General features: G+C 31.1%; 20 protein-coding genes. 18 read left to right on the top strand and 2 right to left on the bottom strand.

What is annotated here, in order from left to right; all coding sequences use genetic code 11:
• Positions 1 to 158: 158 nt before the first annotated feature.
• Entirely contained in the window at positions 159 to 2,645 is a 2,487-nt protein-coding gene (locus tag LJD32_RS10950; RefSeq protein ID WP_227392368.1) for an ATP-binding cassette domain-containing protein, read from the top strand.
• Positions 2,646 to 2,670: 25 nt separating this feature from the next.
• Here the strand turns inward: LJD32_RS10950 and LJD32_RS10945 are convergent, their stop codons facing one another.
• Positions 2,671 to 3,360 (bottom strand): BglG family transcription antiterminator, encoded by a 690-nt coding sequence (locus tag LJD32_RS10945; RefSeq protein WP_052010826.1) that lies wholly within the window; start codon positions 3,358 to 3,360, stop codon positions 2,671 to 2,673.
• Positions 3,361 to 3,596: 236 nt separating this feature from the next.
• Here LJD32_RS10945 and pflB point away from each other — a divergent pair, with 236 nt between their 5' ends.
• The 14 genes from pflB (at position 3,597) to LJD32_RS10875 (ending at position 21,063) form a co-directional block, all read left to right on the top strand.
• Positions 3,597 to 5,861: a formate C-acetyltransferase gene (pflB, locus tag LJD32_RS10940; RefSeq protein ID WP_032089796.1), complete on the top strand. Its 2,265-nt coding sequence runs from the start codon at positions 3,597 to 3,599 to the stop codon at positions 5,859 to 5,861.
• A gap of 62 nt (positions 5,862 to 5,923) precedes the next feature.
• Positions 5,924 to 6,679: a pyruvate formate-lyase-activating protein gene (pflA, locus tag LJD32_RS10935; protein WP_227392367.1), complete on the top strand. Its 756-nt coding sequence runs from the start codon at positions 5,924 to 5,926 to the stop codon at positions 6,677 to 6,679.
• A gap of 130 nt (positions 6,680 to 6,809) precedes the next feature.
• On the top strand, positions 6,810 to 7,685 hold the full coding sequence (locus LJD32_RS10930) for an ROK family protein (protein WP_032089798.1): 876 nt from the start codon (positions 6,810 to 6,812) through the stop codon (positions 7,683 to 7,685).
• 121 nt (positions 7,686 to 7,806) lie between these two features.
• Positions 7,807 to 9,210, top strand: a complete 1,404-nt coding sequence (locus LJD32_RS10925) for a peptide ABC transporter substrate-binding protein (protein ID WP_227392366.1) — start codon at positions 7,807 to 7,809, stop codon at positions 9,208 to 9,210.
• 72 nt (positions 9,211 to 9,282) lie between these two features.
• On the top strand, positions 9,283 to 9,435 hold the full coding sequence (locus LJD32_RS10920) for a hypothetical protein (protein WP_227392365.1): 153 nt from the start codon (positions 9,283 to 9,285) through the stop codon (positions 9,433 to 9,435).
• Between the two features lie 210 nt (positions 9,436 to 9,645).
• The gene (locus LJD32_RS10915) at positions 9,646 to 11,268 is read left to right on the top strand and encodes a peptide ABC transporter substrate-binding protein (RefSeq protein WP_227403819.1); all 1,623 of its coding nucleotides are present in this window, start codon (positions 9,646 to 9,648) and stop codon (positions 11,266 to 11,268) included.
• Between the two features lie 304 nt (positions 11,269 to 11,572).
• Complete coding sequence (locus tag LJD32_RS10910) at positions 11,573 to 13,192, top strand: peptide ABC transporter substrate-binding protein (protein WP_227392363.1); 1,620 nt, start codon at positions 11,573 to 11,575, stop codon at positions 13,190 to 13,192.
• Between the two features lie 90 nt (positions 13,193 to 13,282).
• Entirely contained in the window at positions 13,283 to 14,227 is a 945-nt protein-coding gene (locus tag LJD32_RS10905; RefSeq protein ID WP_048925085.1) for an ABC transporter permease, read from the top strand.
• A 2-nt stretch (positions 14,228 to 14,229) separates the two neighbouring features.
• Positions 14,230 to 15,162 (top strand): ABC transporter permease, encoded by a 933-nt coding sequence (locus LJD32_RS10900; RefSeq protein WP_195994269.1) that lies wholly within the window; start codon positions 14,230 to 14,232, stop codon positions 15,160 to 15,162.
• Positions 15,163 to 15,164: 2 nt separating this feature from the next.
• Positions 15,165 to 16,250: an ABC transporter ATP-binding protein gene (locus LJD32_RS10895; RefSeq protein WP_032089803.1), complete on the top strand. Its 1,086-nt coding sequence runs from the start codon at positions 15,165 to 15,167 to the stop codon at positions 16,248 to 16,250.
• Positions 16,250 to 17,179: an ABC transporter ATP-binding protein gene (locus LJD32_RS10890; RefSeq protein ID WP_119363957.1), complete on the top strand. Its 930-nt coding sequence runs from the start codon at positions 16,250 to 16,252 to the stop codon at positions 17,177 to 17,179. Before LJD32_RS10895 ends, LJD32_RS10890 begins: the two co-directional genes overlap by 1 nt.
• A 336-nt stretch (positions 17,180 to 17,515) precedes the next feature.
• On the top strand, positions 17,516 to 18,361 hold the full coding sequence (locus tag LJD32_RS10885; protein WP_227392362.1) for a MurR/RpiR family transcriptional regulator: 846 nt from the start codon (positions 17,516 to 17,518) through the stop codon (positions 18,359 to 18,361).
• Complete coding sequence (locus tag LJD32_RS10880) at positions 18,358 to 19,761, top strand: 6-phospho-beta-glucosidase (RefSeq protein WP_199664653.1); 1,404 nt, start codon at positions 18,358 to 18,360, stop codon at positions 19,759 to 19,761. Before LJD32_RS10885 ends, LJD32_RS10880 begins: the two co-directional genes overlap by 4 nt.
• Positions 19,762 to 19,773: 12 nt before the next feature.
• Positions 19,774 to 21,063, top strand: coding sequence for a PTS sugar transporter subunit IIC (locus LJD32_RS10875; RefSeq protein ID WP_022001620.1), 1,290 nt, complete (start codon positions 19,774 to 19,776; stop codon positions 21,061 to 21,063).
• Between the two features lie 147 nt (positions 21,064 to 21,210).
• On the opposite strand, the gene pepT is transcribed toward LJD32_RS10875, so the two are convergent.
• The gene (pepT, locus tag LJD32_RS10870; RefSeq protein ID WP_227392361.1) at positions 21,211 to 22,434 is read right to left on the bottom strand and encodes a peptidase T; all 1,224 of its coding nucleotides are present in this window, start codon (positions 22,432 to 22,434) and stop codon (positions 21,211 to 21,213) included.
• Between the two features lie 124 nt (positions 22,435 to 22,558).
• Here pepT and LJD32_RS10865 point away from each other — a divergent pair, with 124 nt between their 5' ends.
• From LJD32_RS10865 to LJD32_RS10855, 3 genes are read left to right on the top strand one after another with little or no spacing between them, the layout of a single operon-like run.
• Positions 22,559 to 23,002, top strand: coding sequence for a MarR family winged helix-turn-helix transcriptional regulator (locus tag LJD32_RS10865; protein ID WP_227359166.1), 444 nt, complete (start codon positions 22,559 to 22,561; stop codon positions 23,000 to 23,002).
• 43 nt (positions 23,003 to 23,045) lie between these two features.
• Positions 23,046 to 24,776 carry an ABC transporter ATP-binding protein gene (locus tag LJD32_RS10860; RefSeq protein ID WP_227392360.1) on the top strand — a complete coding sequence of 577 codons (1,731 nt, stop codon included), beginning with the start codon at positions 23,046 to 23,048 and terminating at the stop codon, positions 24,774 to 24,776.
• Complete coding sequence (locus tag LJD32_RS10855) at positions 24,776 to 26,626, top strand: ABC transporter ATP-binding protein (RefSeq protein WP_032089809.1); 1,851 nt, start codon at positions 24,776 to 24,778, stop codon at positions 26,624 to 26,626. Before LJD32_RS10860 ends, LJD32_RS10855 begins: the two co-directional genes overlap by 1 nt.
• The last annotated feature ends 75 nt before the right edge of the window (positions 26,627 to 26,701 follow it).

Below are 26,701 nucleotides of genomic sequence, written 5' to 3'. Positions count from 1 at the left end.
ATTATTAGAAGTCCATCCCCCTAAAGTTGTCCCCTAAAGTAGACCCCCAAAGTTGGGACCCCTAAATTATTTGAATAGCCAATGGTATTCGAAATGAATATCATTTACTTTTTTTATTCCAAAAATAATATATAACTAAAGAAGAAATGAGGAATTATATGGGAAATACACCAAAGAAAATAAAAGTAAGAGGTGCAAAAGTACATAACTTAAAAAATATCAATGTTGATATACCATTAAATCAAATAGTTGCTATTACAGGTGTTTCAGGGTCAGGGAAATCATCACTAGCCATGGGTGTTCTTTATAGTGAGGGTTCAAGAAGATACTTAGAATCTTTATCAACTTATACAAGAAGGCGTATGACGAGTGCTACGAAGGCACAAGTAGATGAAGTTCTTTATGTTCCTGCGGCTTTAGCACTTCACCAACGACCAGCTGTTCCAGGTATTCGTAGTACGTTTGGAACAGGGACAGAACTTTTAAATAGTTTAAGACTCATGTATTCACGTCTTGCTAAGCATTGTTGTAAAAATGGTCATTATATTGAACCAACTTTAAATGTGGCGGCTGAAAAAGAAATCATCTGTCCAATTTGTAAAGAAAAAATACATGCACCAAGTGCTGAAGAGTTAGCTTTTAATAGTCAAGGAGCTTGTCTTAAATGTGGTGGAACAGGAATTGTTAGAACTGTTGATATTGATTCGCTTGTTCCTGATAAAACACTTACCATAGATGAAGGAGCAGTCGCTCCATGGAACTCATTAATGTGGACTTTGATGACAGATGTTTGTCGTGCTATGGGAGTAAGAACAGATGTGCCTTTTAATCAATTAACTGATGAAGAAAAAAATATTGTTTATTATGGACCGGCGGAAAAGAAACATATTTTTTATAAGGCTAAAAATACAGATCATGCAGGAGAAATGGATTTTACTTATTTTAATGCAACTTATACAGTAGAAAATGCTTTATCAAAAGTTAAAGATGATAAAGGAATGAAAAGAGTTGAAAAGTTTTTAAAAGAAGAAATTTGTCCAGAATGTCAGGGAACACGTTTATCAAAAGAAGCAAGAAAACCTTTGATTAGAGGAATTGGTTTAGATAAAGCTTGTCAAATGCCATTAAATGATTTAGTAGAATGGGTAAGAGGTATTCCAGATTCAATGCCTGATGAAATGAAGCCAATGGCTCGCGAAATCTGTGATTCGTTTTTAGATGTTTCTAAAAGGCTGTTAGATTTAGGATTGGGCTATCTTTCTTTAGATAGAGCTGCTTCTACACTTTCAACAGGAGAAAGACAACGTATGCAACTTGCTAGAGCAGTAAGAAATCGTACAACAGGTATTCTCTATGTTTTAGATGAACCTTCTATTGGATTACATCCTTCTAATATTTATGGACTTATAGGAGTCATGAATGATTTAATTCATGATGGAAATTCTATTTTATTAGTAGATCATGATACTGAAATTATTAAAGAAGCGAATTGGCTCATTGAAATGGGACCAGAAGCAGGAAAAAATGGAGGTTATGTTTTTACGGAAGGAACAATAGAACAAATTAAAAATGATAAAAAGTCAATGATTGGGCCATTCCTTACAAATCATTATGATGAAAAAATGCGTCCAATATCTCCAATTGAACAACTATTTGAATTTGGGAAAATTCATCTTTCAACAAATCAAATACATACAGTCCATCCTTTAGAAGTAGATATTCCTAAAGGAAAATTAACAGTTGTTACAGGAGTGTCAGGTTCTGGAAAAACAACGATGATTCTAGAAAGCTTGTTACCAGCGATTCAAACTAAAATCAATGACTCATCATTACCTGATCATGTTAAAGATGTTCAAATGGAAGGAATAGAACATATTAAACTGATTGATGCTTCACCTATTGGTATTAATATTCGTTCGACTGTTGCTACTTATATTAATGTTCATGATGAACTTAGAAAAAGATTTGCCAAAACAGAAAGCGCTAAGTCTAAGGGGTATAAAGCAGGAGATTTTTCTTATAATACAGGAAAGCTTAGATGTCCAACTTGTGATGGAACAGGGACATTAAGTTTGGATGTACAATTCTTGCCAGATGTTCAAGTGACTTGTCCTGATTGTCATGGTTCTAGATATAATAAAGAAAGTTATTTTATTAAATATAAAACGTCAAAAGAGAAAGAGTATTCTTTACCTGAATTGATGGAAATGGATGTGAGTTTTGCTAAAGAAGCTTGTCAAGGTTTAAAAGGTGTTTATCGAAAACTGGAAGTATTAGAAAACTTAGGTTTAGGATATTTGACATTGGGTGAGGAAACACCAAGTTTATCTGGTGGAGAGGCACAACGTTTAAAACTTGCAAGTGAAATGAGTAAGTCTCAAAATGATTCAATTTTTATCTTTGATGAACCTACGATTGGATTACATCCTTTAGATGTTCAAATATTAGTTAAAGTTTTTCAATCACTTGTAGATCAAGGTGCGACAGTCGTCGTCATTGAACATGATCGTGATGTGATGAAAAATGCGGATTATATAATTGATATGGGGCCAGGTGGTGGTCAAGATGGTGGAATGATTGTAGCTACTGGTAGTGTTGAAGAAATAAAAAATAATATAAAGAGTATTACAGGTAAATATTTATAAAAAAATAGAAGTTCAATGTGAACTTCTATTTTTGTCTTGCTGAAACAATAAAGTGTAATGCAAAATAAGCCACTTCATCTTCAGTAAATCTTTTATGATAAATAGATTCAATAGCGTCATTTAAGATTTCTGCCATTGCAAATTCTTTAGGATGTCTTTCTTTAATCTTTGCAGTTAAAGGATTTTCGATTTGACTATCATCTAATAATCGATCAAGTGCAGGTGTTAAATGTAATCCTAAAGAAACAAGTAATTTTTCATTATTTCTTAAATCTATACCTTTTTGTTTAAATAAAGAATCTAAAGTGTTTTGTAGAACATCAATAATTTCATCATCTAATAAATTAACACCAGCATTAAATTCAACATCTAATACGTTATTTTTAGATAGGTACATTGAAATAAGTGCTAATTCTGATTCTGGAAATTCAATATCAAATTTTTTACTAAGAATATTACAAATTTCAACTGCTGAATCATAGTTAGTGTTTGCTTTATATGATGTGATTTGTCCTTGACTTAAAGGAATGTAATTGTTTGTTTTGATTCTAAGTATTGCAATTGCAAGATGTACAACGAGATTTTGCGTAAATTGTGGAGATAATGTTAAATGATTTTTCTCAATTACTTCATTTACTGCTTCGCGACATACTTGTTTTGATAATTCTAAATCTTTATCAGCAGCGCTTGATAAAGCTTGGTTTGTTAATGTCATAAAAAAGCCTCCTAAAATGTCTACGTAAACTATATACTAAATCAATTAGAAAAGCTAGGAAAAAATAAATATTCTTTATAAGAGCATATGATTGGATTTTAGGAATGATTCCTGTTATACTAAACTTGTAAAATAATTATGTAAGCGCTCATCATTTTCTTTAAGTTTTTGTTGTCTATGCAAAATGTAAGTGCTATAATTATGAAGGAATTTTGATTTAGGAGGAAATAAACAAAATGGCTTTAACAGATAAATTCAATGAAGAATGGAACGGATTTAAAGGAAGACTTTGGAAAGAAGAAGTAAACACTCGTCAATTCATTCAAGATAACTATAAACCTTATGATGGAGATGAATCATTTTTAGCTGGTCCTACAGAAGCTACTAATAAACTTTGGGGAAAACTTCAAAAGTTACAAAAAGAAGAAAGAGCTAAAGGTGGAGTATTAGAATGTGAAACTAAAGTAGTAAGTGGACTTACTGCTTATGGTCCTGGATATATCGATGAAGAAATGAAAGATTTAGAAAAAGTTGTTGGTTTACAAACTGACAAACCTTTAAAAAGAGCTTTCATGCCTTATGGTGGTATCAAAATGGCAGAACAAGCTGCTGCAACTTATGGATATGAACCAGATGAAAAATTACATGAAATTTTCACAAAATATCATAAAACACATAACCAAGCAGTATTCGATGTTTATACACCAGAAATTAAAAAAGCTCGTCATAATAAAGTAATTACAGGTTTACCTGATACATACGGACGTGGACGTATTGTTGGTGACTATCGTCGTGTTGCTTTATATGGTATTGATTTCTTAATTGAACAAAAAGTAAATGATTTCAATCATTGTGGTAGTGGATCAATGACTGAAGACATCATTCGTAAAAGAGAAGAAATTGCTGAACAAGTAAAAGCATTAAAAGGTATGAAAGAAATGGCTGCTATCTACGGATATGACATTTCTAAACCAGCTAAAAATGCTCATGAAGCATTCCAATGGTTATACTTTGGATACTTAGCTGCAATCAAAACTCAAAATGGTGCTGCAATGTCAGTTGGGCGTATTTCTACTTTCTTAGATATCTATGTAGAAAGAGATTTAGCTAACGGAACATTAACAGAAGAAGAAGCACAAGAATTAGTAGACCATTTCGTTATGAAATGTAGAATGGTTAAATTTGCTCGTATTCCTTCTTACAACCAATTATTCTCTGGTGACCCAGTATGGGCTACACTTGAAGTTGCAGGTTTAGGAACTGATGGACGTTCAATGGTTACTAAAAACTGTTTCCGTTTCTTACACACATTAGAAAATATGGGTCCTTCACCAGAACCAAACTTAACAGTTTTATATACAAAAGCATTACCAGAAAACTTCAAACGTTTTGCTGCTAAAATCTCAGTAGATACTAGCTCAATCCAATATGAAAATGATGATGTAATGCGTCCTGTATGGGGAGATGATTACTCAATTTGTTGTTGTGTATCAGCTACTCAAACTGGTAAAGAAATGCAATTCTTTGGTGCACGTGCAAACTTAGCTAAATGTTTAACATATGCTATCAATGGTGGTATTGATGAAAAAACTAAAGATCAAGTGGCTCCAAAATATCGTCCAATTACTTCTGAATACTTAGACTATGATGAAGTTATGGAACGTTATGACCAAATGATGGAATGGTTAGCAGATCTTTATGTTAATACATTAAACTTAATTCAATATATGCATGATAAATATTATTATGAAGCTGCACAAATGTCATTAATTGATACTGATCTAAAACGTACTTTCGCAACTGGTATTGCTGGATTCTCACATGTAGTAGATTCATTAAGCGCAATCAAATATGCTAAAGTTAAAACAATCAGAGATGAAGATGGTATCGTAGTAGATTATGAAGTTGAAGGTGACTTCCCAAGATATGGTAACGATGATGATCGTGCTGATGATATCGCTGTATGGTTATTAGGTGAATTCTTAGCTAAAATCAAAAAACATCATACTTATAGAGATTCAGAACCAACAACTTCTATCTTAACAATCACTTCAAACGTTGTTTATGGTAAAGCTACAGGTTCATTACCTGATGGACGTAAAGCAGGTGAACCATTATCACCAGGTGCTAACCCATCTTATGGTGCAGAACAAAATGGTTTATTAGCTTCATTAAACTCAGTTGCTAAATTACCATATGAATGGGCATTAGATGGTATTTCTAATACTCAAACAATCAACCCAGATGCTTTAGGACATGATGAAGGTGAAAGAGTTAATAACTTAGTACAAGTTATGGATGGATATTTTGAACAAGGTGCTCATCACTTAAATGTTAACGTATTTGGAACTGAAAAATTAATTGATGCTATGGAACATCCAGAAAAAGAAGAATATGCAAACTTCACAATTCGTGTATCTGGATATGCTGTTAAATTCATTGACTTAACTCGTGAACAACAATTAGATGTTATCGCAAGAACTTGTCATGAACATATGTAATCAATAACTTAATCAAATAATGAAAACAACCTCTTATGAGGTTGTTTTGTTACGGAGGAAAAATGGAAACAATTGGTAGAATTCATTCAATAGAAAGCTTTGGATCAGTCGATGGTCCAGGAGTACGTTATATTTATTTCTTACATGGATGTCCTTTAAGATGTCAATTTTGTCATAATCCTGATACATGGGGTTCAAAGAAATACGAAGAATATACTCCTGAAAAAGCGCTTCAACAAGCAATGAAGTACAAAACATATTGGGGTAAAAAAGGGGGCATTACGATTAGTGGTGGAGAACCTTTAGCTCAAATTGATTTTGTTTTAGAATTATTTAAACTTGCAAAAAAAGAAGGTATCAATACATGTATTGATACCAGTGGTGGATGTTTTACTAGAGAAGAACCGTTCTTTTCAAAATTTAAAGAATTGATGGAGTATACAGATTTATTACTTGTTGATATTAAAGAGATCAATAATGAAAGACATATAGCACTTACAGGAAGAAGTAATGAAAATATTTTAGATATGGCAAAGTATTTATCTGAAATTAATAAACCAATTTGGATTAGACATGTTCTTGTTCCAAAAAGAAGTGATTATGATGAAGATTTAATTGAATTAGATCGTTTTATTTCTACCCTTTCTAATGTTTATCGTGTAGAAATACTTCCTTATCATACTTTAGGTGTCTTTAAGTGGGAAGAATTGAAGATTCCTTATCAATTAGAAGGAATAAAACCTCCAACTAAAGAACGTGTAGATAATGCTAACAGATTATTACATGTAGATCGTTATACAAGATATTTAGATAATTAATGAAAAAAGAGTTCATGAATTTAGATTTATCATCTAAATCATGTAACTCTTTTTCAATTTATAATTGCATATTTACTTTATAATTAGAGTTGTTTAAAATAAGAGTAAAGGAAAAAAAGGAGATATAATAATGAAATTAGGAGCAATTGAAGCAGGTGGAACTAAATTTGTAGTTTGTATTGGAAATGAAAAAGGAGAAGTTTTAGAAAGAGAATCATTTCCTACAGAAGCACCTGAAAAAACAATGGAAAATGTTTTTAAATTCTTTGATGGAAAAGAAATTGAAGCATTAGGTGTAGGAAGTTTTGGACCTATTGATCCAGATCTTACAAGTCCAACTTATGGTTATATTACAACAACACCTAAACCAGGATGGAATAATTATAACATTATGGGTGCTTTAAAAGAAAGATATGACATTCCTATGGCTTTTGATACAGATGTTAATGGGGCTGCCTTAGGTGAAGCAACATTTGGTGCAGCAAAAGGATTAGACAGTGCCCTTTATCTTACAATTGGAACAGGAATTGGTGGAGGAGCCGTTGTTGGTGGTAAACTTGTACACGGGTTACTTCATCCAGAAATGGGACATATGAAAATGATTGTTAGAGAAGATGATAAATATTCAGGAAAATGTCCATATCATGGAACATGTTTTGAAGGTTTAGCAGCTGGTCCTGCCATTGAAGCAAGATGGGGAGTAAAAGGAAGTGAACTTCCAGGAGATCATCCGGCATGGGATTTAGAAGCTTATTATATTGGACAAGCGATGGCAAATTATATTTTAACTCTTTCACCTAAGAAAATTATTCTAGGTGGTGGTGTTATGCATCAAAAACAACTTTTTCCAATGATTCATAAATATACTCAAGAATTCTTAAATGGTTATATTCAAAAAGAAGAAGTGACTACTGATAAAATTAAAGATTATATCGTTTATCCAAAATTAGGGGATAATGCTGGGGTTGTTGGAGCTTTAGCTCTTGCCATGAGTGTAGTAAAATAATGAAGTAGAGAAATCTACTTCTTTTTTTAATAAAAAAATGTAAGCGGATACATAATTTTGCTGACGGTGTGTAGAAAATGGGATATGGTTGAAGGAGAAGATAAAAAATGAGAAAGGGGATATGAAAAAAATACTCTCATTATTTTTATGTTGTTTAATGGTTTTAACATTAACGGGATGTGGTGGATCAAATGGAGATGACATAACGACTTATACGTATTCAAGTGAATTGGATATTAAAAATTTAGGTTCGTCAGATGCAGATGATGGATGTTCACTCAAGGCAATTCATGCAGTAATCGATGGACTTACAAAAACAGATAAAAAAGGAAATATCGTAAACGCGGTTGCTAAAAGTGAAGAATTGTCTGAAGACGGTTTAACACATACCTACAAACTTCGAAAAGATGTTAAATGGACAAATGGAGATCCTGTAACAGCTCATGATTTCGTTTATGCATGGCAACGTATTTTTAGAAAAAAGAGAAGTTATTATTATATGTTTGTAGATGGAATTGCAAGTATTGAAGGGGCTCAAGAGTTATCAGATAAAATTGATGCAGGTGAAGAACTTACGGATGATGATTTAAATTCTATGGGTGTAAAAACAATTGATGACTATACTTTAGAAGTAAAAACAACTGCACGTGTTTCTTTCTTTGACGAATTAATGGCATTTCCATGCTTTTTTCCAATTAATGAAAAGTTTGCTGAAAAACAAGGAAATAAATATGGTAAAAATGCTAAAACAATTTTAGGAAATGGTGCTTATACAATGACAAATTGGGAACCAGGATCAGTGGCTGAATTTGAAAAGAACGAAAGTTATTATGATCAAAAACATGTTAAATTAAATAAACTTGTCATGAAACTTGTTCAAGAACCAAAAGTGGCTGCACAAGCTTTTGAAGCAGGAGAAACAGACTATGCACCAATCAATTCGGATTTGGTAGATAAATATAAAGATGATGAAGCTTTTAAACAAGTTTATGATGGTTTCTTATTTTATATTTCAGTAAATTTCCAAAATAGTGATTTAGCTAACTTAAATGTAAGAAAAGCAATCTCACTAGCAATCAATAGAAAAGACTTATGTGAAAATGTCTTAAAAGATGGTTCACAAGTTGCTGGAGGATTTATTCCTTCTGGTTTAGCATCGAGTCCAGATGGCGTTGATTTTAGAAAAGATTCTGGAAACTTTACATCTTATGATAAGAAAAAAGCACAAGAATCTTTAGATGAAGGATTAAAAGAATTAGGAAAATCTGAAATTACTTTAAGAGTTACTTATGGTACAGATGAATCACCAATGGATGTATTTGCAACTTATTTACAAAACGCTTTAAGTAAATTAGATGATATTAAAGTAGAAATGGTAGCTACTACTAAACAAGATCGTATTTACAACAAACAAAAAAATGGCGATTTTGATTTAGCTACAACTCGTTGGGGACCTGATTATGGTGATCCTACAACTTACTTAACAATGGGTATTTCTACTAATGGTAACAACTATGGAAAATAGTCTAATAGTGAATATGATCAACTTGTAGGTCAAGTAGGGGTTGAATCAAATGCGACTAAACGTTGGCAAGAAATGAAAGATGCAGAAAAAATGTTACTAGATGATTATGCATATATTCCTGTTTTTGAAAAAGGAGCGGCAACATTACAAACTCCAAAAGTAAAAAATCTAGTTATTAAACCATGTAGAACAATTTCTTTTGAATATGTAGAAAAAACTGAATAAAAAGAGAAAAGGCATAATAAGAAAATATGATGTCTTTTTTAATAAAAAACTATCACGGTAATAAATTAATATATTGTATTGTATACAAATGTGCAAAATAGTATTGACTTTTAAAGACTAATCCACTATTATGAAGTTAATAAATCGATAAATTGTATACAACATGTCGATTTATTGCACAAAAGATAATTTAAGAAGGGAAGAGAGAATATGAAAAAACTATTATCAATGGTGCTTTGTGCTATGATGGCTCTAACTCTTGCTGGTTGTGGGGGATCAGGAGGAGATTCATCTACTTACACTTTCTCAAGTGAATTAGATATCAAAAACTTAGATTCATCAGATGCCGATGACGGATGCTCATTTACAGCAATGCATGCTGTTATTGATGGGCTTATGAAAACAGATAAGAAAGGTAATATCGTAAATGGTGTTGCTTCATCTTCTGAAGTTTCAGATGACGGGTTAACTCATACTTACAAAATCAGAAAAGATGCTAAATGGGCTAACGGTGATCCTGTTACTGCAAATGATTTCGTTTATGCTTGGCATAGAATCTTCCAAAAGAAAGGTCAATATTACTACATGTTCTGTGATGGTATTGCAAGTATTGTAGGGGCACAAGAAATGTCAGATAAAATTGACAATGAAGAAGATATTACAGATGCTGATTTAGATGCAATGGGTGTTAAAGCAGTCGATGATAAAACATTAGAAGTTACTACAACTACTCGTGTTTCATTCTTTGATGAATTAATGTCATTCCCATGTTTCTATCCAATCAATGAAAAGTTCTGCGAAAAACAAGGTGACAAATATGGTAAGAGTACTAAAACTATTTTAGGAAATGGTGCTTTCACTATGACAAACTGGGAACCAGGTTCAGTAGCTGAATTTGAAAAAAATGATAAATATTATGATGCTAAAACAGTTAAAATTGACAAATTAGTAATGAAATTAGTTCAAGATCCAAAAGTTGCTGCTCAAGCATTCGAAGCAGGTGAAACTGATTTCGCTCCAATCAACTCAGACTTAGTTGATAAATACAAAAAAGATGATTCATTCAAACAAATTAATGAAGGTTACTTATTCTATATTTCAGTAAACTTCCAAAATAGTGATTTAGCTAACTTAAATGTAAGAAAAGCAATCTCACTAGCAATCAATAGAAAAGATTTATGTGAAAACGTCTTAAAAGATGGTTCACAAGCTGCTTCAGGATTTGTTCCATCAGGATTATCAATTTCTCCAGAAGGAAAAGATTTCCGTGATGAAGCAGATACTTATACTTCATATGATAAAAAAGCTGCTCAAGCTGCATTAGATGAAGGATTAAAAGAATTAGGAAAATCTGAAATTACTTTAAGAGTTACTTATGGTACAGATGAATCACCAATGGATGTATTTGCAACTTATTTACAAAATGCTTTAAGTAAATTAGATGGTATTAAAGTAGAAATGGTAGCTACTACTAAACAAGATCGTATCTACAACAAACAAAAAAATGGTGATTTTGATTTAGCTACAACTCGTTGGGGACCTGATTATGGCGATCCTACAACTTACTTAACAATGGGTATTTCTACTAATGGTAACAACTATGGTAAATATACAAACAGTGAATTAGATGCATTAATGGATAAAGTTGCTAATGAATCTGATGCTAATACTCGTTGGCAAGAAATGATTGATGCAGAAAAAATTATGATGGATGATTTATGTTACATCCCAGTATTTGAAAAAGGTACTGCAACTTTACAAAATAAAGATGTAAAAGGTTTAGTAATTAGACCTGTAGGGGTTCCATATACATTCCAATATGTATCAAAATAGTCGATAAAATCAACAGAAACACAATATTTCGGTATTGTGTTTCTTCTTAAAAAAGAATAAAAAAATATGTTGTCTTCCAATTAATATAAACGTCAAAAATAAATGTATAAAAAACAATTGTTCTATTTTATTCTTGAATGTAGATTGAAAAATATTTTTTTGTATAAACAATAATACAATTTTGTATACAAAGTTCGTTTTTTTTGTTGACTTCTATAACGCATTGTACTAATATTAAAGCATAAATTTTTATTGTATATGTATTAGTGTATACAAAGGCGATTTATAGAAGGGAAGAGAAAAAATGAAAAAATTATTTTCTATGGTACTTTGTGCTATGATGGCTCTAACTCTTGCTGGTTGTGGAGGATCTGGTGATGATTCTTCTACATACACTTATTCAAGTGAACTAGATATCAAGAACTTAGACTCTTCAGATGCCGAAGACGGATGCTCATTTACTGCATTACATGCAATTATTGATGGGCTTATGAAACCTGCTAAAGATGGTACTACTACATATGGTATTGCTAAATCTTCAGAAGTTTCAGAAGACGGTTTAACACACACTTATAAATTAAGAGATGCTAAATGGTCTAATGGAGATCCTGTTACTGCAAACGATTTCGTTTATGCATGGCACAGAATTTTCAAAAATAAAGGGAACTATTATTACATGTTCTGTGATGGAATTGCTAACATCGCAGGTGCACAAGAATTATCAGACAAAATCGATGCAGAACAAGATTTAACTGATGATGATTTAAATTCTTTAGGTGTAAAAGCTGTTGATGACAAAACATTAGAAGTTACAACAACTACTCGTGTTTCATTCTTTGATGAATTAATGTCATTCCCATGTTTCTACCCAATCAATGAAAAGTTCTGTGAAAAACAAGGTGATAAATATGGTAAGAGCGCTGATTCTGTTTTAGCTAACGGTGCTTTCACTATGACAAACTGGGAACCAGGTTCAGTAGCTGAATTCGAAAAAAATGATAAATTCTATGCTGCTAAAGATGTAAAAATCGACAAATTAGTAATGAAATTAGTTCAAGAACCAAAAGTTGCTGCTCAGTCATTCGAAGCAGGTGAAACTGATTTCGCTATCATCAACTCTGACTTAGTTGATAAATATAAAAAAGATGAATCATTCAAGAATATTTCTGAAGGGTTCTTATTCTACATTCAACCAAATTTAGAAAATAGTGATTTAGCTAACTTAAATGTAAGAAAAGCTTTATCATTAGCTATTAACAGAAAAGATTTATGTGAAAACGTCTTAAAAGATGGTTCACAAGCTGCTTCAGGATTTGTTCCATCAGGATTATCAATTTCTCCAGAAGGAAAAGATTTCCGTGATGAAGCAGATACTTATACTTCATATGATAAAAAAGCTGCTCAAGCTGCATTAGATGAAGGATTAAAAGAATTAGGAAAATCTGAAATTACTTTAAGAGTTACTTATGGTACAGATGAATCTCCAATGGATGTATTTGCAACTTATTTACAAAATGCTTTCTCTAGCTTAAAAGGATTAAAAATTGAAATGGTTGCTACTACTAAACAAGATCGTATCTACAACAAACAAAAAAATGGAGATTTCGATTTATCAGTAACTCGTTGGGGACCTGATTATGGTGATCCTACAACTTATTTAACATTAGCTTTAACTAACAACAACAACAACTATGGTCATTGGTCAAATACTGAATTTGATTCAATCATGGAAAAAGTTAACAATGAAACTGATGTTAATGCTCGTTGGCAATTAATGATCGATGCAGAAAAAATTATGATGGATGATTTATGTTACATCCCAGTATTCGAAAAAGGAACTGCTACTTTACAAAATACAAAAGTTAAAAACTTAGTTATTAAAGCAGTTGGTGTTCCATATACATTCGAATATGTTTCAAAATAGTTCAAATTAGAAAAAAGAACATAGAGAAGACAACACAATATAGTATTCTGTATTGTGTTTCTTTTTTAAATAAATATAGGAGGAAAAAAGATGAGTAATTCAACCTTAAAATATATCGGAAAACGTTTAGTTATTTCGTTAATTACATTATTCGTTATTTTAATGGTATTATTTTTAATGGTTAAATTTTTACCTGGTTCTCCAATTAACAATGAAAAATTAAGTGCTTCAGCCAGAGCGGCTATTGAAGCTCAATACGGATTGGATAAACCAATACCAGTTCAATTCGTACGTTATATTCAAAATATGTTAACAGGGGATTTCGGTGTTTCATTTAACTTATATAAAGATATGCAAGTATCTTCACTTGTAGGAAGTGCTGCAAAATTATCTATGATTTACGGTTTATGTGCAGTAATTATTGGAACAGTTATTGGTATGTTCTTAGGAGTATTTGCTGCATTACATAAAAATACAATTTGGGATACAATCGCTACAGTTATTTCTGTAATTGGGGTTTCCATCCCATCATTCGTATTTGCAATGTTAATTTTATTATTATTTGCTTCAAAATTAAGATTGTTACCAACTTCATATAGTTCATCGAATGCAATTAAATCATCAATTATGCCAATTTTAGCTTTATCTGTTGGGGTTATTGCAAACGTTGCACGTTTTACACGTACTGAAATGGTTTCAGTTTTAACAAGTGAATATATGACTCTTGCAAAAGCAAAAGGATTAGATCGTAAAACTTTAATTTTCAAACATGCATTAAGAAATGCTTTAATTCCAGTAATCACAATTTTAGGACCTATTTTAGTAAACTTAATGACAGGTACTATGGTTGTTGAAAAGATTTGTTCTGTTCCTGGATTAGGTAAATTATTAATTAATAGTATTTTATCAAATGATTACAACATCATTTTAGCTTGTTCATTCTTATATGCTGCAATGTACATTTTCATGATGTTAATTATTGATATTTCTTATGGAATTATTGATCCAAGAATTAGATTAGGAAAGGATGATTAATAATGGATTTAGAAAAGATTGAATTTTTACCAGACGATTTTGAATTCGTTGGAGACAAACAAGACATTACTAAAGACGTTGTTGCTCCATCACTTCCTGCTTGGAAAGATTCTTTAAATCGTTTTAAAAAGAACAAAGGTGCCGTTATCGGTTTAATTTGTATTTTAGTTATCGCAGTATTTGCTATTTTTGCTCCAATGTTTTCATCATATAAATTTGATGCAATCAATACAAGAATTGCAAGTATTTCACCAGGTGCTGAACATTTCTTTGGTACAGACACTTATGGTCGTGATTTATTTGTACGTGTTTGGACAGGTACAAGATATTCATTATTCATTGCCGTTGTTGCAATCTTCATTGACGTGATTGTAGGTATGACATACGGACTGATCTCTGGTTATTTCGGAGGTAAAGTTGATTCAGTAATGCAAAGAATTCAAGAAATCATAAACTCTATCCCAACTTTAGTAATATTAACATTGTTATTAATGGTGATGAAAGCATCATTATTCACAATTATCATGGCTTTATCATTTACTGAATGGATTGGTATGTCAAGAATTACAAGAGCTCAAGTTTTAAGAGTAAAAGAAGAAGAATTCGTTTTAGCTTCACGTACTTTAGGAGCTAGTAACATGTTTATTATCTTTAAAGAAATTTTACCAAATATTTATAGTCAAATGATTATTATGATTATGATGTCTATTCCAAATGCTATCTTCTATGAAGCATACTTATCATTCGTTGGTTTAGGTTTACCAATTCCAATGGCTTCATTAGGTACATTAATTAATGATGGATTTAACTCAATTACTATTTACCCTTACATGATGGTAATTCCAGTTATTATTTTCTCTATCTTAATGTTAAGTTTCAACTTATTTGGTGATGGACTTCGTGATGCACTTGATCCAACTATGAAGGAGATGTAATTATGGCAGAAAGAGAAAAAATATTAGAAGTCAGAGATTTAAATATCTCTTTTAGAACTGATAGTGGTATTGTTAATGCAATTCGTGGTGTTAACTTAGATTTATATAAAGGTGAAACAATCGCTATCGTTGGTGAATCTGGATCAGGTAAGTCAGTTACTACTAAAGCAATCATGGGTATCATGGCTGGAAATGGTTCAATTGATGGTGGTTCTATTAACTACACTTGGACAGATGAAAATACAGGTGAAAGAATCACAAAAGACATTTGTCAATTAAGTGAAAAAGAAATGCAAAGTGAAATTCGTGGTCGTAAAATTGCCATGGTTTTCCAAGATCCAATGACATCATTAAACCCTACAATGACAATTGGAAATCAAATTATGGAACCAATGATTCATCATTACAATACACCAAAAGAAGAAGCTTATAAAAAAGCAGTTGAATTATTACAATTAGTAGGTATTACTAATGCTGAAAAACGTATGAAAAACTATCCTCACCAATTATCTGGTGGGATGAGACAAAGAATTGTTATCGCAATTGCTTTATCTTGTGATCCTTATGTTTTAATTTGTGATGAACCTACAACTGCATTGGACGTTACTATCCAAGCTAAAATTCTTGAATTAATTCAAGATATTCAAAAGAAAAAAGATTTATCAGTTATTTATATCACACATGACTTAGGTGTTGTTGCTAAAGTAGCTGATTATGTAAACGTTATGTATGCTGGTAAGATCGTAGAGACTGGAACCATTGATGAAATTTTCTATGATCCACGTCATCCATATACTTGGGGATTATTATCATCTATGCCAGATTTAGATACTGATGATGATGAATTATACACAATCCCTGGTACACCACCAAACTTAGCACATGAAGTAAAAGGTGATGCTTTTGCTCCACGTAACAAGTATGCTTTAAATATTGACTTAAGAATTGAGCCTCCAATGTTTAAAGTACCTGGTAGTACAACTCATAAAGTTGCTTCATGGTTAATGCATGAAAAAGCTCCAAAAGTTGAAATGCCAGTTGAATTAAAAAACAGATTAGAAAAAATGAAAAAGGAGGGTGTTGAATAATGGAAAATAAAGAACCTATCCTTGTCGTTAAAGATTTAAAACAACATTTTAAAATTAATCGTAACTTTACTGTAAAAGCAGTTGATGGTATTTCATTTGATATTATGCCAGGTGAAACTTATGGTTTAGTAGGTGAATCTGGTTCAGGTAAATCAACTACTGGTAGAAGTATTATTCGTTTATATAAACCAACTTCTGGATCAATTGTTTTCAACGGAAAAGAAATTGGTGGAAAATTAAATAAGGAAACATCTAAAGAATTACATACAAAGATGCAAATGATTTTCCAAGATCCAATGGCTTGTTTAAACCCAAGAAAGAAAGTTATTGATATCATTGGTCAAGGTTTAGATATTCATAAATCTTATTCTTCTATTGAAGAAAGAAATGAAAAAATCTATGAAATGCTTGAACTTGTTGGTTTATCAAGAGAACATGCTTCACGTTATCCACATCAATTCTCAGGTGGACAAAGACAACGTATTGGTATTGCAAGAGCATTAATTATGAATCCTGATTTAATTATTGCTGATGAAGCAATCTCAGCGTTAGATGTATCTATTCAAGCACAAGTTGTTAACTTAATGAAAAAGATTCAAAAAGAAACAGGAATTGCATATTTATTTATTGCGCATGACTTATCAATGGTTAAATATATCAGTGATAAAATTGGGGTATTACATTTAGGACATTTAGTAGAAACAGGGACTACTGAAGAAATCTTTGATAATCCAATTCATCCATATACAAAATCATTATTAAGTGCTATTCCTCATCCTAATCCACGTGTAGAAAAAGTACGTAAATCATTTACTTACGATTATAAAGAAAGTGGAGTCGATTATACAAAAGGTACTGAACATTTAGTAGATGGAACTCATTATGTTTTAGCTACTGATGAAGAATTTGAAAAATGGACAAAAAAATAGTTTAGGAGGCACTTAAGAAGGCAACCTAAAATATTGTAAGAAAATCTTCAAAAAAAGAGAACGCATGCGAAATGTTGTTCTCTTTTTATATAAATAAAAATAATACAAAATAAAAAGGTTGTTATGAAATTATTTATTGAATTTCGTAATAACCTTTTTTGATAATTTCTTTCAATTTTTATTGTTAATAATTGTGAAATTGAAAGTTTTTTTCGATTTGATTGTAAATGCTTACAGAAGATTGACTTACAAGTTGTTGTTAATTATGATGAAGATGTCTTCTAGATAAGAAGATAATTAATTTGAATCTTTTAACCGGTGAAAAGAGGAAATATGATGATTATTGACAAAATGAAAACATTAGACCATTTAACAATTCAAGAAAAGTATTTAGTGGATTATATAATAAATAATCAAGAAGATATTTTAAAAAAGAATATTAATGAACTGGCAAAATTAAGTTATACCAGTAGTGCAACGATTTCTAGGTTGTGTAAGAAACTGGGCTTTAATGGATATAAAGAATTTAAATATCAATATGCGGCTGAATATTCTCATTTACTTGAATTGAAAAATGATTTTAAAATTGAACCTTTTTCAAGTGAGAGTTCAATTGATGATGCTTTAAATAAAATCGAACTTTTACATAAAAGAGCGATAGAGTATACAAAAAGTTTACTAGATAGACAAGTTATAGAAAGAATTTATCAACTTATTAAAAATGCTAAATATATTGAAATTTATGGAACTGGTATTAATTTTTCTTTAGCAGAAATTTATAGTTTGAATTTTGAAGAAGAAGGGGTTATTTCTAAAGCATATAACAGTTTAAATCCAATGCATCTTCAATACTTAAGGCAAAGGAAACCAAATGATACAGTTTGCATTTATTTAACACATACAGGTCAAAATATGGAAATGTTAAAAATAGCAAAGGATATTCGCAAATATCATGCTAAATCAATTGTGATTTGTGATCATAAAAAAAGAGAAATTTGTAAATATTGTGATGAAACAATTGTAATTATGACCACTCAAAATACAACTGAACTATCTAATGCTGTTTATATTGCTTCTTTACAGTATGTTTTTAATATATTTACTTCGTTAAAATTAATAAGTAATTATTCTTATTTAGAAGAAACAACAAAAGCAGTTGATAAATTTAAAATGGGAGAATGATTATGAATAAAAGTTTTCTATGGGGTGGCGCTGTTGCTGCTAATCAATACGAAGGTGGCTATCAAGAAGGACATAAAGGATTAAGTGTAACCGATGTTATGTCAGCTGGTGATGTTGATCACCCTCGAGAAATTTCTTATGAAATATTAGATGATAAATATTATCCTAACCATTATGGAATTGATTTTTATCATCATTATAAAGAAGATATTAAATTATTTGCTGAAATGGGCTTTAAATGTTTCCGTTTAAGTATTTCATGGCCACGGATCTATCCTCAAGGTGACGAATTAGAGCCTAATGAAGAAGGGCTAGAGTATTATGATCATGTTTTTGATGAATGTTTAAAATATGGAATAGAGCCTATTGTTACTTTATCTCATTTTGAAATGCCTCTTTATTTAGCAAAAAAATATGGTGGTTGGAGAAATAGACAATTAATTACATTCTTTGAAAGATATGCGATTACATGTTTTAAAAGATATAGCAAAAAGGTCAAATATTGGATGACATTTAATGAAATTAATAATCTTATAGATACCGATAATCCTTTTAATGCTTGGACTGGAGCAGGTGTTTTATATGAAGATAATGAAAATATTGAACAAACAATGTATCAAATATCTCATTATCAGTTTGTTGCAAGTGCTAGAGCAGTTCAAAGAGCCAAAGAAATTAATGCCTCTATGCAAGTAGGTTGCATGTTGCATTTTGGCCCAATTTATCCTTCTTCTTGTAATCCACAAGATATTCTTGCAGGAATTAAAGCAATGGATAAGAGGTATTTCTTTAGTGATGTTCATGTAAGGGGATATTATCCAACCTATACTTTAAAAAAGTGGGAAAGGAGTAATATTCAATTAGATATAACTGATGAAGATTTAAAAGATTTAAAACGAGGTACTGTGGATTATATAGGGTTTAGTTATTATAAATCAACGATTGCAGAATATGATAAAATACATGACTTTATTGAAGTACAAAATCCATTGTTAAAGAAAAGTGATTGGGGTTGGGCTATTGATCCTACAGGATTAAGGATTATTTTAAATGAAGTTTATGAAAGATATCAAAAACCAATGTTTATTGTTGAAAATGGTTTTGGAGCTTATGATAAATTAGAAAATGGAATCATTAATGATGATTATCGTATTGATTACTTAAGAAACCATATTTCAGAAATGAAAAAAGCAATTGAGTTAGATGGTGTAGAAGTCATGGGATATACTCCTTGGTCAGCAATCGATATTGTAAGTGCTTCTACTGGTGAATTGGCAAAAAGATATGGATTTATCTATGTTGATTTAGATGACCAAGCTAAAGGTAGTGGAAGAAGATATCGAAAAGCTTCTTTTGAATGGTATAAAAGAGTTATTTCATCAAATGGTGAAATTTTATAGGAGATAAATAATATGAACAAATTTATAAATGAAACATTAGTTATTTATATATCGAAGTTTACAAATACAAAAGTTATAAAGGCTTTAAAGGATGGAATGATGTTTTCTTTACCGTTTTTAATGATAGGATCATTGTTCCTGTTGATTGCCAACTTACCAATTGAATCAGTAAGTAAAGTAATTAGTGAAAGTGGAATAGGAGATGTATGTTCTCAAGTATATTCTTCTACGTTTTCATTAATGGCCTTCTTTACAGTAATAGGAATTACTTATTCTTATTTGAAGAATGATCAAGTAATAACAGCTATAAATGGCGCTTTAACTGGTTTAGCAGCTTTTATTTTATTAACTCCATCTTCTAAGGTATTAGACAGTGGGGAATCAGTTACAGGAATTATTTCTAAAGATTGGACTGCTGGTCAAGGAATGATTTGTGCTATTTTAATTGGTTTTTTAGTTGGATATATTTATTCTTTATGTGTAAAAAAAGATATTAGCATTAAAATGCCAGATGGTGTGCCTAGTGGTGTTGCAGATTCATTTTCGTCACTATTACCAACTGGAATTATTATTACTATTTGTGCAATTATTTATGCTATATGTCACTTTATATTTAATACAACATTTGCAGAACTTATTTATTCGGTAATTCAAATTCCTTTACAAGGAATTACAGATTCATTCTTTGGCGTTATTATTATGACAGTTGTTATGTCTTTATTATGGTGGACAGGCGTCCATGGTGGTTCTATATGTGGAGGAATTCTTTCACCAATTTTACAAGCAAATATGGCAGCTAATCAAAAAATTATAGATTCAGGATTGCCTCTTACAATTCAAAATGGTGGACATATTTTTACACAACAATTTTGGGACAATTTCTTATGTATGTCTGGTGCTGGAATTGTGATTGGGTTAGTGATTTATATTACATTTTTTGCCAAATCAAAGTCATTACGTAGCTTAGGTAAATTATCCATTGTACCTAATATCTTTAACATTAATGAACCAATTATTTTTGGGACACCAATTGTACTTAATATATATTTATTAATTCCATTTGTTCTTGTTCCTTTAATTATAGGTATAAGTAGTTACTTATTAATGTATATGGGAATTTTACCATTATTTAGCGGGGTTATGGTTCCTTGGACAACACCACCAATTATATCAGGACTTTTGATTGGTGGATGGCGTGTTGCATTATGGCAATTTGTGATGATTGTTGTATCTTTTGTTATTTATTTACCATTTATTAAAAAAATAGATACTTTGGAATTAAATAAAGAAAATCAAAAGTAAATTATAAGAAATACAGATATTTAATTTTAATATCAAAAAGTCGTGAAAAATCACGGCTTTTTTTGTAATGCTACTAAGTTAAGAAATTAAGTTAATACTTTTGCTTTATTTATTGTCTAAGAAATCCACACGATTTTTTGTTAATGCTTATTTAGAAGCAGTGTTTTTTAAAATATGAAGTAAGATTTGAACTTGTTTTTCCATCATAGTAAGTGAACAATATTCATAGGGTCCATGATAGTTAAAACCACCTGTACCAAGATTAGGACAAGGAAGTCCTTTGAATGTTAAACGTGCACCATCTGTACCACCACGAATTGGTGAACAATAAGCATCTAAACCATTTTCTTTAATGGCAGCTAAAGCTTGTTCAACAATGAACATATGATCTTTTAGAGCTTCTTTCATGTTTAAATAACTTTCTGTAATCGTTACTTCAACAATTTGATAACCATATTTTTTATTTAAGAACTCTGCAATGTCTTTAAAGTCTTGGCATTGTTTATTTGCTTGTTGTAAGTCATGGTTACGAATAATATATTCAGCAACTGTTTCTTCACAAGTTCCTTGAATCGAGTGAAGGTGATTAAATCCTTCATAACCTTCTGTTGATTCGGGACGCATATGCACAGGTAAAAGTGAATCAAATTCATATGCAACACGCGTTGAATTGATCATTTTATTTTTAGCACTTCCTGGATGAATACTTCTTCCATGGACTTTCACTTCGGCACTAAATGCGTTAAAGTTTTCATATTCAACAATGTGAATATCTCCACCATCAATGGTATAAGCATATTGTGCATTGAAGTAATCAACATTAAAGTGATCACTACCATGTCCAATTTCTTCATCAGGTGTAAAAGCAATTTGAATATCATTATGTTTAAATTCTGGATGATTATAAATATATTCCACCATTTGCATAATGATTGCAATACCAGCTTTATCATCAGCTCCTAATAAAGTTGTTCCATCTGTAGTAATTAAATCATGATGAATAAGTTGTAAGAGTTGAGGATATTGTTCAGGGTCTAGATAAAGTTCTTTATCTTCATTTAAAGTAATTTTTTGACCTTGATAATCTTTGATAATTTGTGGATGAATATCTTTACCACTTGCATCAGGAGAAGTATCCATGTGGGCAATAAAACCTATAACATCTCCTTGATGATTATTATTACTAGGAATTATTCCATAAACTACACCAAATTCATCTATTTTTGCGTTTTCAATTCCTAATGATTTTAATTCTTCAACTAAATAATTTCCTAATTTTAATTGTTTTGAAGTTGAAGGAACAGTATGTGAATAACTATCTGATTGTGTGTCAAAATTCACATAATTTAAAAACCTTTCTTTAATTTCCATTTGTCTTCCTCACTTTCTTTTCTATTATACAACGACTTATAAAGAACTTCTATGAAAAAAGTTTACAAATTTTAAATTGTATGTTACCATACAATTCGTAACCGAACAATATAGGAGGAATGATATGTATAGAGATCCCATTGGACATCGTATTAAGACCATAAATAACCTAATGAGAAAAACAATGGATAAGAAAACAGGTCAGAGGCCTGATCGTGTAACTTTAATGCATTGTTGGATTATTGGGTTTGTTCAAGATAGAGAAGATAGTGGGCTTGATACATTTCCTAAAGATATAGAAAAAGAATTTTCAATCAATCGTTCTACGACATCAGAAATGTTGAAACTGATGTGTAAAAAGGGAATGATTGAACGAGAAGAAGTAGAATACGATGCAAGATTAAAGAAAATCGTTTTAACAGAATCTTCAAGAAATCATAATCGACAAATTGAAGATAAGATGAAAGAAATGCATCAAAAACTTATTAAAGATTTATCTGAAGAAGAAATAAATACGTTTATTAAAATATCCGATAAATTAATTAATAACATAAAAGAAGATTTATAAATATTCATGAAGTTCGGTAAATGAATAGGAAAGGACGTCAATTATGGTAAAAACTTTAATGAAACAAATCAAAGAATATAAAAAAGATTCATTACTTACAATGTTATTTGCGACATTAGAAGTTATCTTAGAAATCATTATTCCTTTATTAATGGCAAGTCTTATTGATAAAGGGATTGAGGCAGGTAATATGTCTAATGTTACAAAATATGGAACATTCATGTTTGTTATTGCAATTGGAACATTATCACTTGGTTTTTTAGCTGGTAACCATGCAGCTAAAGCTTCAACGGGTTTTGCAGCCAATTTAAGAGATGCCATGTATACAAACATTCAAACATTCTCTTTTTCAAACATTGATAAATATAGTACTGCAGGACTTGTAACACGTTTAACGACAGATGTGACAAATGTGCAAATGGCTTATCAAATGATTATTCGTATGTGCATTCGTGCGCCAATGTCACTTATTTGTGCCCTTACCATGGCAATGATGATCAACTTTAGATTAAGTATGATTTTTGTTGTTGCCATTGTTTTCTTAGTAGCGGTCCTTACAATAATTATGTATCATGCCACAAAATATTTTAATGATGTTTTTCCTAAATATGATACTTTAAATGAAAGTGTTCAAGAAAACGTTGTTGGTATTCGAGTTGTTAAATCATTTGTTAGAGAAAAATATGAAAATGAAAAATTTAAAAAAGCAGCACAAAACATTTATAAACTTTTTGTCAAAGCAGAATCCGTTTTATCTTATAATAACCCAGCTATGTTAATAGCTGTTTATGGTTCAATTTTAATGCTTTCATGGTTAGGTGCTAAAGCAATTGTAGGTGGGACTCTTACTACAGGTGAACTTACAAGTTTATTTAGCTATGTTATGAATATTATGATGTCTCTTATGATGCTTTCTATGGCATTTGTTATGATTACGATGTCACTTGCTTCAGGAAGACGTATTGCAGAAGTTATTAATGAGCAATCTGATTTAGTCTCTCCTCAAGAAGCTTTAACTGAAGTAAAAGATGGTTCAATTGATTTCAATCATGTTGTTTTTTCTTATAAACATGGTAGTGGAGAAGCGGTCTTAAAAGATGTTGATCTTCATATTAAAAGTGGTGAAACAATTGGAATTATTGGTGGTACCGGAAGTGCTAAAAGTAGTTTGGTCAACCTTATTTCTCGTTTATATGATGTTGACGAAGGTAGCGTTGTTGTTGGTGGACAAGATGTTCGTAATTATGATCTTGAAGTTTTAAGAGATGAAGTTTCTGTTGTCTTACAAAAGAATGTTTTATTTAGTGGAACAATCTTACAAAATTTACGTTGGGGTAATGAAAATGCAACAGAAGAAGAATGTAAAGAAGCTTGTCGTTTAGCGTGCGCTGATGAGTTTATTGATCGTTTTGAAGATGGTTATAATACGTATATTGAACAAGGTGGTTCAAACGTTTCAGGTGGACAAAAACAACGTTTATGCATCGCAAGAGCGTTGCTAAAAAATCCTAAAATCTTAATTCTAGATGATTCAACAAGTGCTGTTGATACAGCTACAGATGCAAGTATTCAAGAATCATTCAATGAACGTATTCCCGATACAACAAAAATTATTATTTCACAACGTATATCATCTGTTCAAAATGCAAGCCGTATTATTGTTTTAAATGATGGTGTCGTGGATGGTTTTGACACACATGATAAATTATTAGAAACAAATGAAATTTATCGTACAATTTATGAAACACAAATGAAAGGGAAGGAGGAAGAATAATGAAAGAAGGAACAATGAAACGTTTACTTAAAATGTTATGGAGTAAATATAAAATCCATTTAATTGTTGTTTTTCTATGTATTGTAGGAAATGCTTTATTTAATGTTCAAGGAACAATGTTTATGCAAACATTAATTGATGATTATATTGTTCCCCTTTTAAAGAGTTCTTCACCTAACTTTAGTGGACTATTCCATGCTTTGATTCGTGTGGGCGCACTTTATGCTTGTGGTGTTGTTTGTGCCTTTACCTTTAACCGTATTATGGTTTATGTAACACAAGGGTTCTTAAGAGATTTAAGAATTGAAATGTTTGAACATATGGAATCTTTACCAATTCGTTATTTTGACAGAACTCCTCATGGAGATACAATGTCAGTCTATACAAATGATATTGATACATTAAGACAATTGATTTCACAATCTATTCCACAACTTATTTCAAGTTGTATGACTATTGTGACAACATTTGTATCAATGATCATTTTAAATATTCCTTTAACTGTGTTAAGTGTATGTATGCTTATGATCATGCTTGTTGTATCAAGAAAACTTGGATCGTTATCAGGTAAATTCTTCGTTCAACAACAAGGGGATTTAGGTAAAGTGAATGGTTATATTGAAGAAATGATTTCTGGTCAAAAAGTTGTTAAAGTCTTCAACCATGAAGATCAAGCAATTGCTGATTTTAGAAAATTAAATGATGAATTAAGAGAAAGTGCTTATCAAGCTCATAAATTTGCGAATATCTTAATGCCAGTTACAGTACAACTTGGAAATATCTCTTATATCATTTGTGCAATTGTTGGCGCAATCCTTGCTTTAAATGGACATTTTGCTTTAACAATTGGAACCCTTGTAGCTTTCTTAACATTGAATAAAAGTTTCAACCAACCTATTGGACAAATTTCTCAACAAATCAATGCTGTTGCCATGGCACAAGCAGGAGCTGGTCGTATCTTTGATTTATTAGATCAAGAAAGTGAAGATGATCAAGGTGTGGTTACTTTATGTCGTGTAGAAACTGTTGATGGGAAAATGGTTGAAACAGATAAAAGAACAGGACATTGGGCTTGGAAACATCCAAGAAGCGATGGTCATGTTGAACTTGTAGAAATGAAGGGTGATATTCGTTTAGAAGGTGTTGACTTTGGTTATTTTGATGACCGTATGGTTTTACACAATGTAGATGTTTATGCTAATCCTGGTGAAAAGATTGCCTTTGTTGGGGCTACTGGTGCAGGTAAAACAACAATTACAAACTTAATTAATCGTTTCTATGATATTCAAAAAGGTTCGATTACTTATGATGGAATTGATATTAAATTGATTAAAAAAGATGATTTAAGAAGATCATTAGGTGTGGTTTTACAAGACACACATTTATTTACTGGAACAGTTATGGATAATATTCGCTATGGACGTCTTGATGCTACGGATGAAGAATGTATTGAAGCAGCAAAACTTGCCAATGCCGATCTCTTTGTTAAACATTTGCCAGATGGTTATCAAACAATGCTTACAGGAGATGGGGCGAACTTATCGCAAGGACAAAGACAGTTATTAGCGATTGCGCGTGCTGCTGTTGCTAATCCTCCTGCACTTATTTTGGATGAAGCAACTTCTTCTATTGATTCTCGAACAGAAAAGCTTGTACAAGATGGAATGGATAAATTAATGCATGGTAGAACAACACTTGTTATTGCCCATCGTTTATCAACAATTAAAAATAGTGATTGTATTATGGTCTTAGAACAAGGACATATTATTGAAAGAGGAAATCATCAATCACTTATTAAAGAAAAAGGTAAATACTATCAATTATATACTGGAGCTATTGAAATGGATTAATCCATCAATAGCTTTTTATATTTTTTGGACTATCCGTCCATTGAAAGAAGGAAAAGAGAAAGATAAAATGATCTG

Source organism: Faecalibacillus sp. TM498, assembly GCF_020589955.1.
Taxonomy (GTDB): Bacteria; Bacillota_I; Bacilli_A; order Erysipelotrichales; family Coprobacillaceae; genus Faecalibacillus; species Faecalibacillus intestinalis.
The sequence above is the reverse complement of the archived record's forward strand: the minus strand, read 5'-3'. Positions and strand labels throughout refer to the sequence as shown.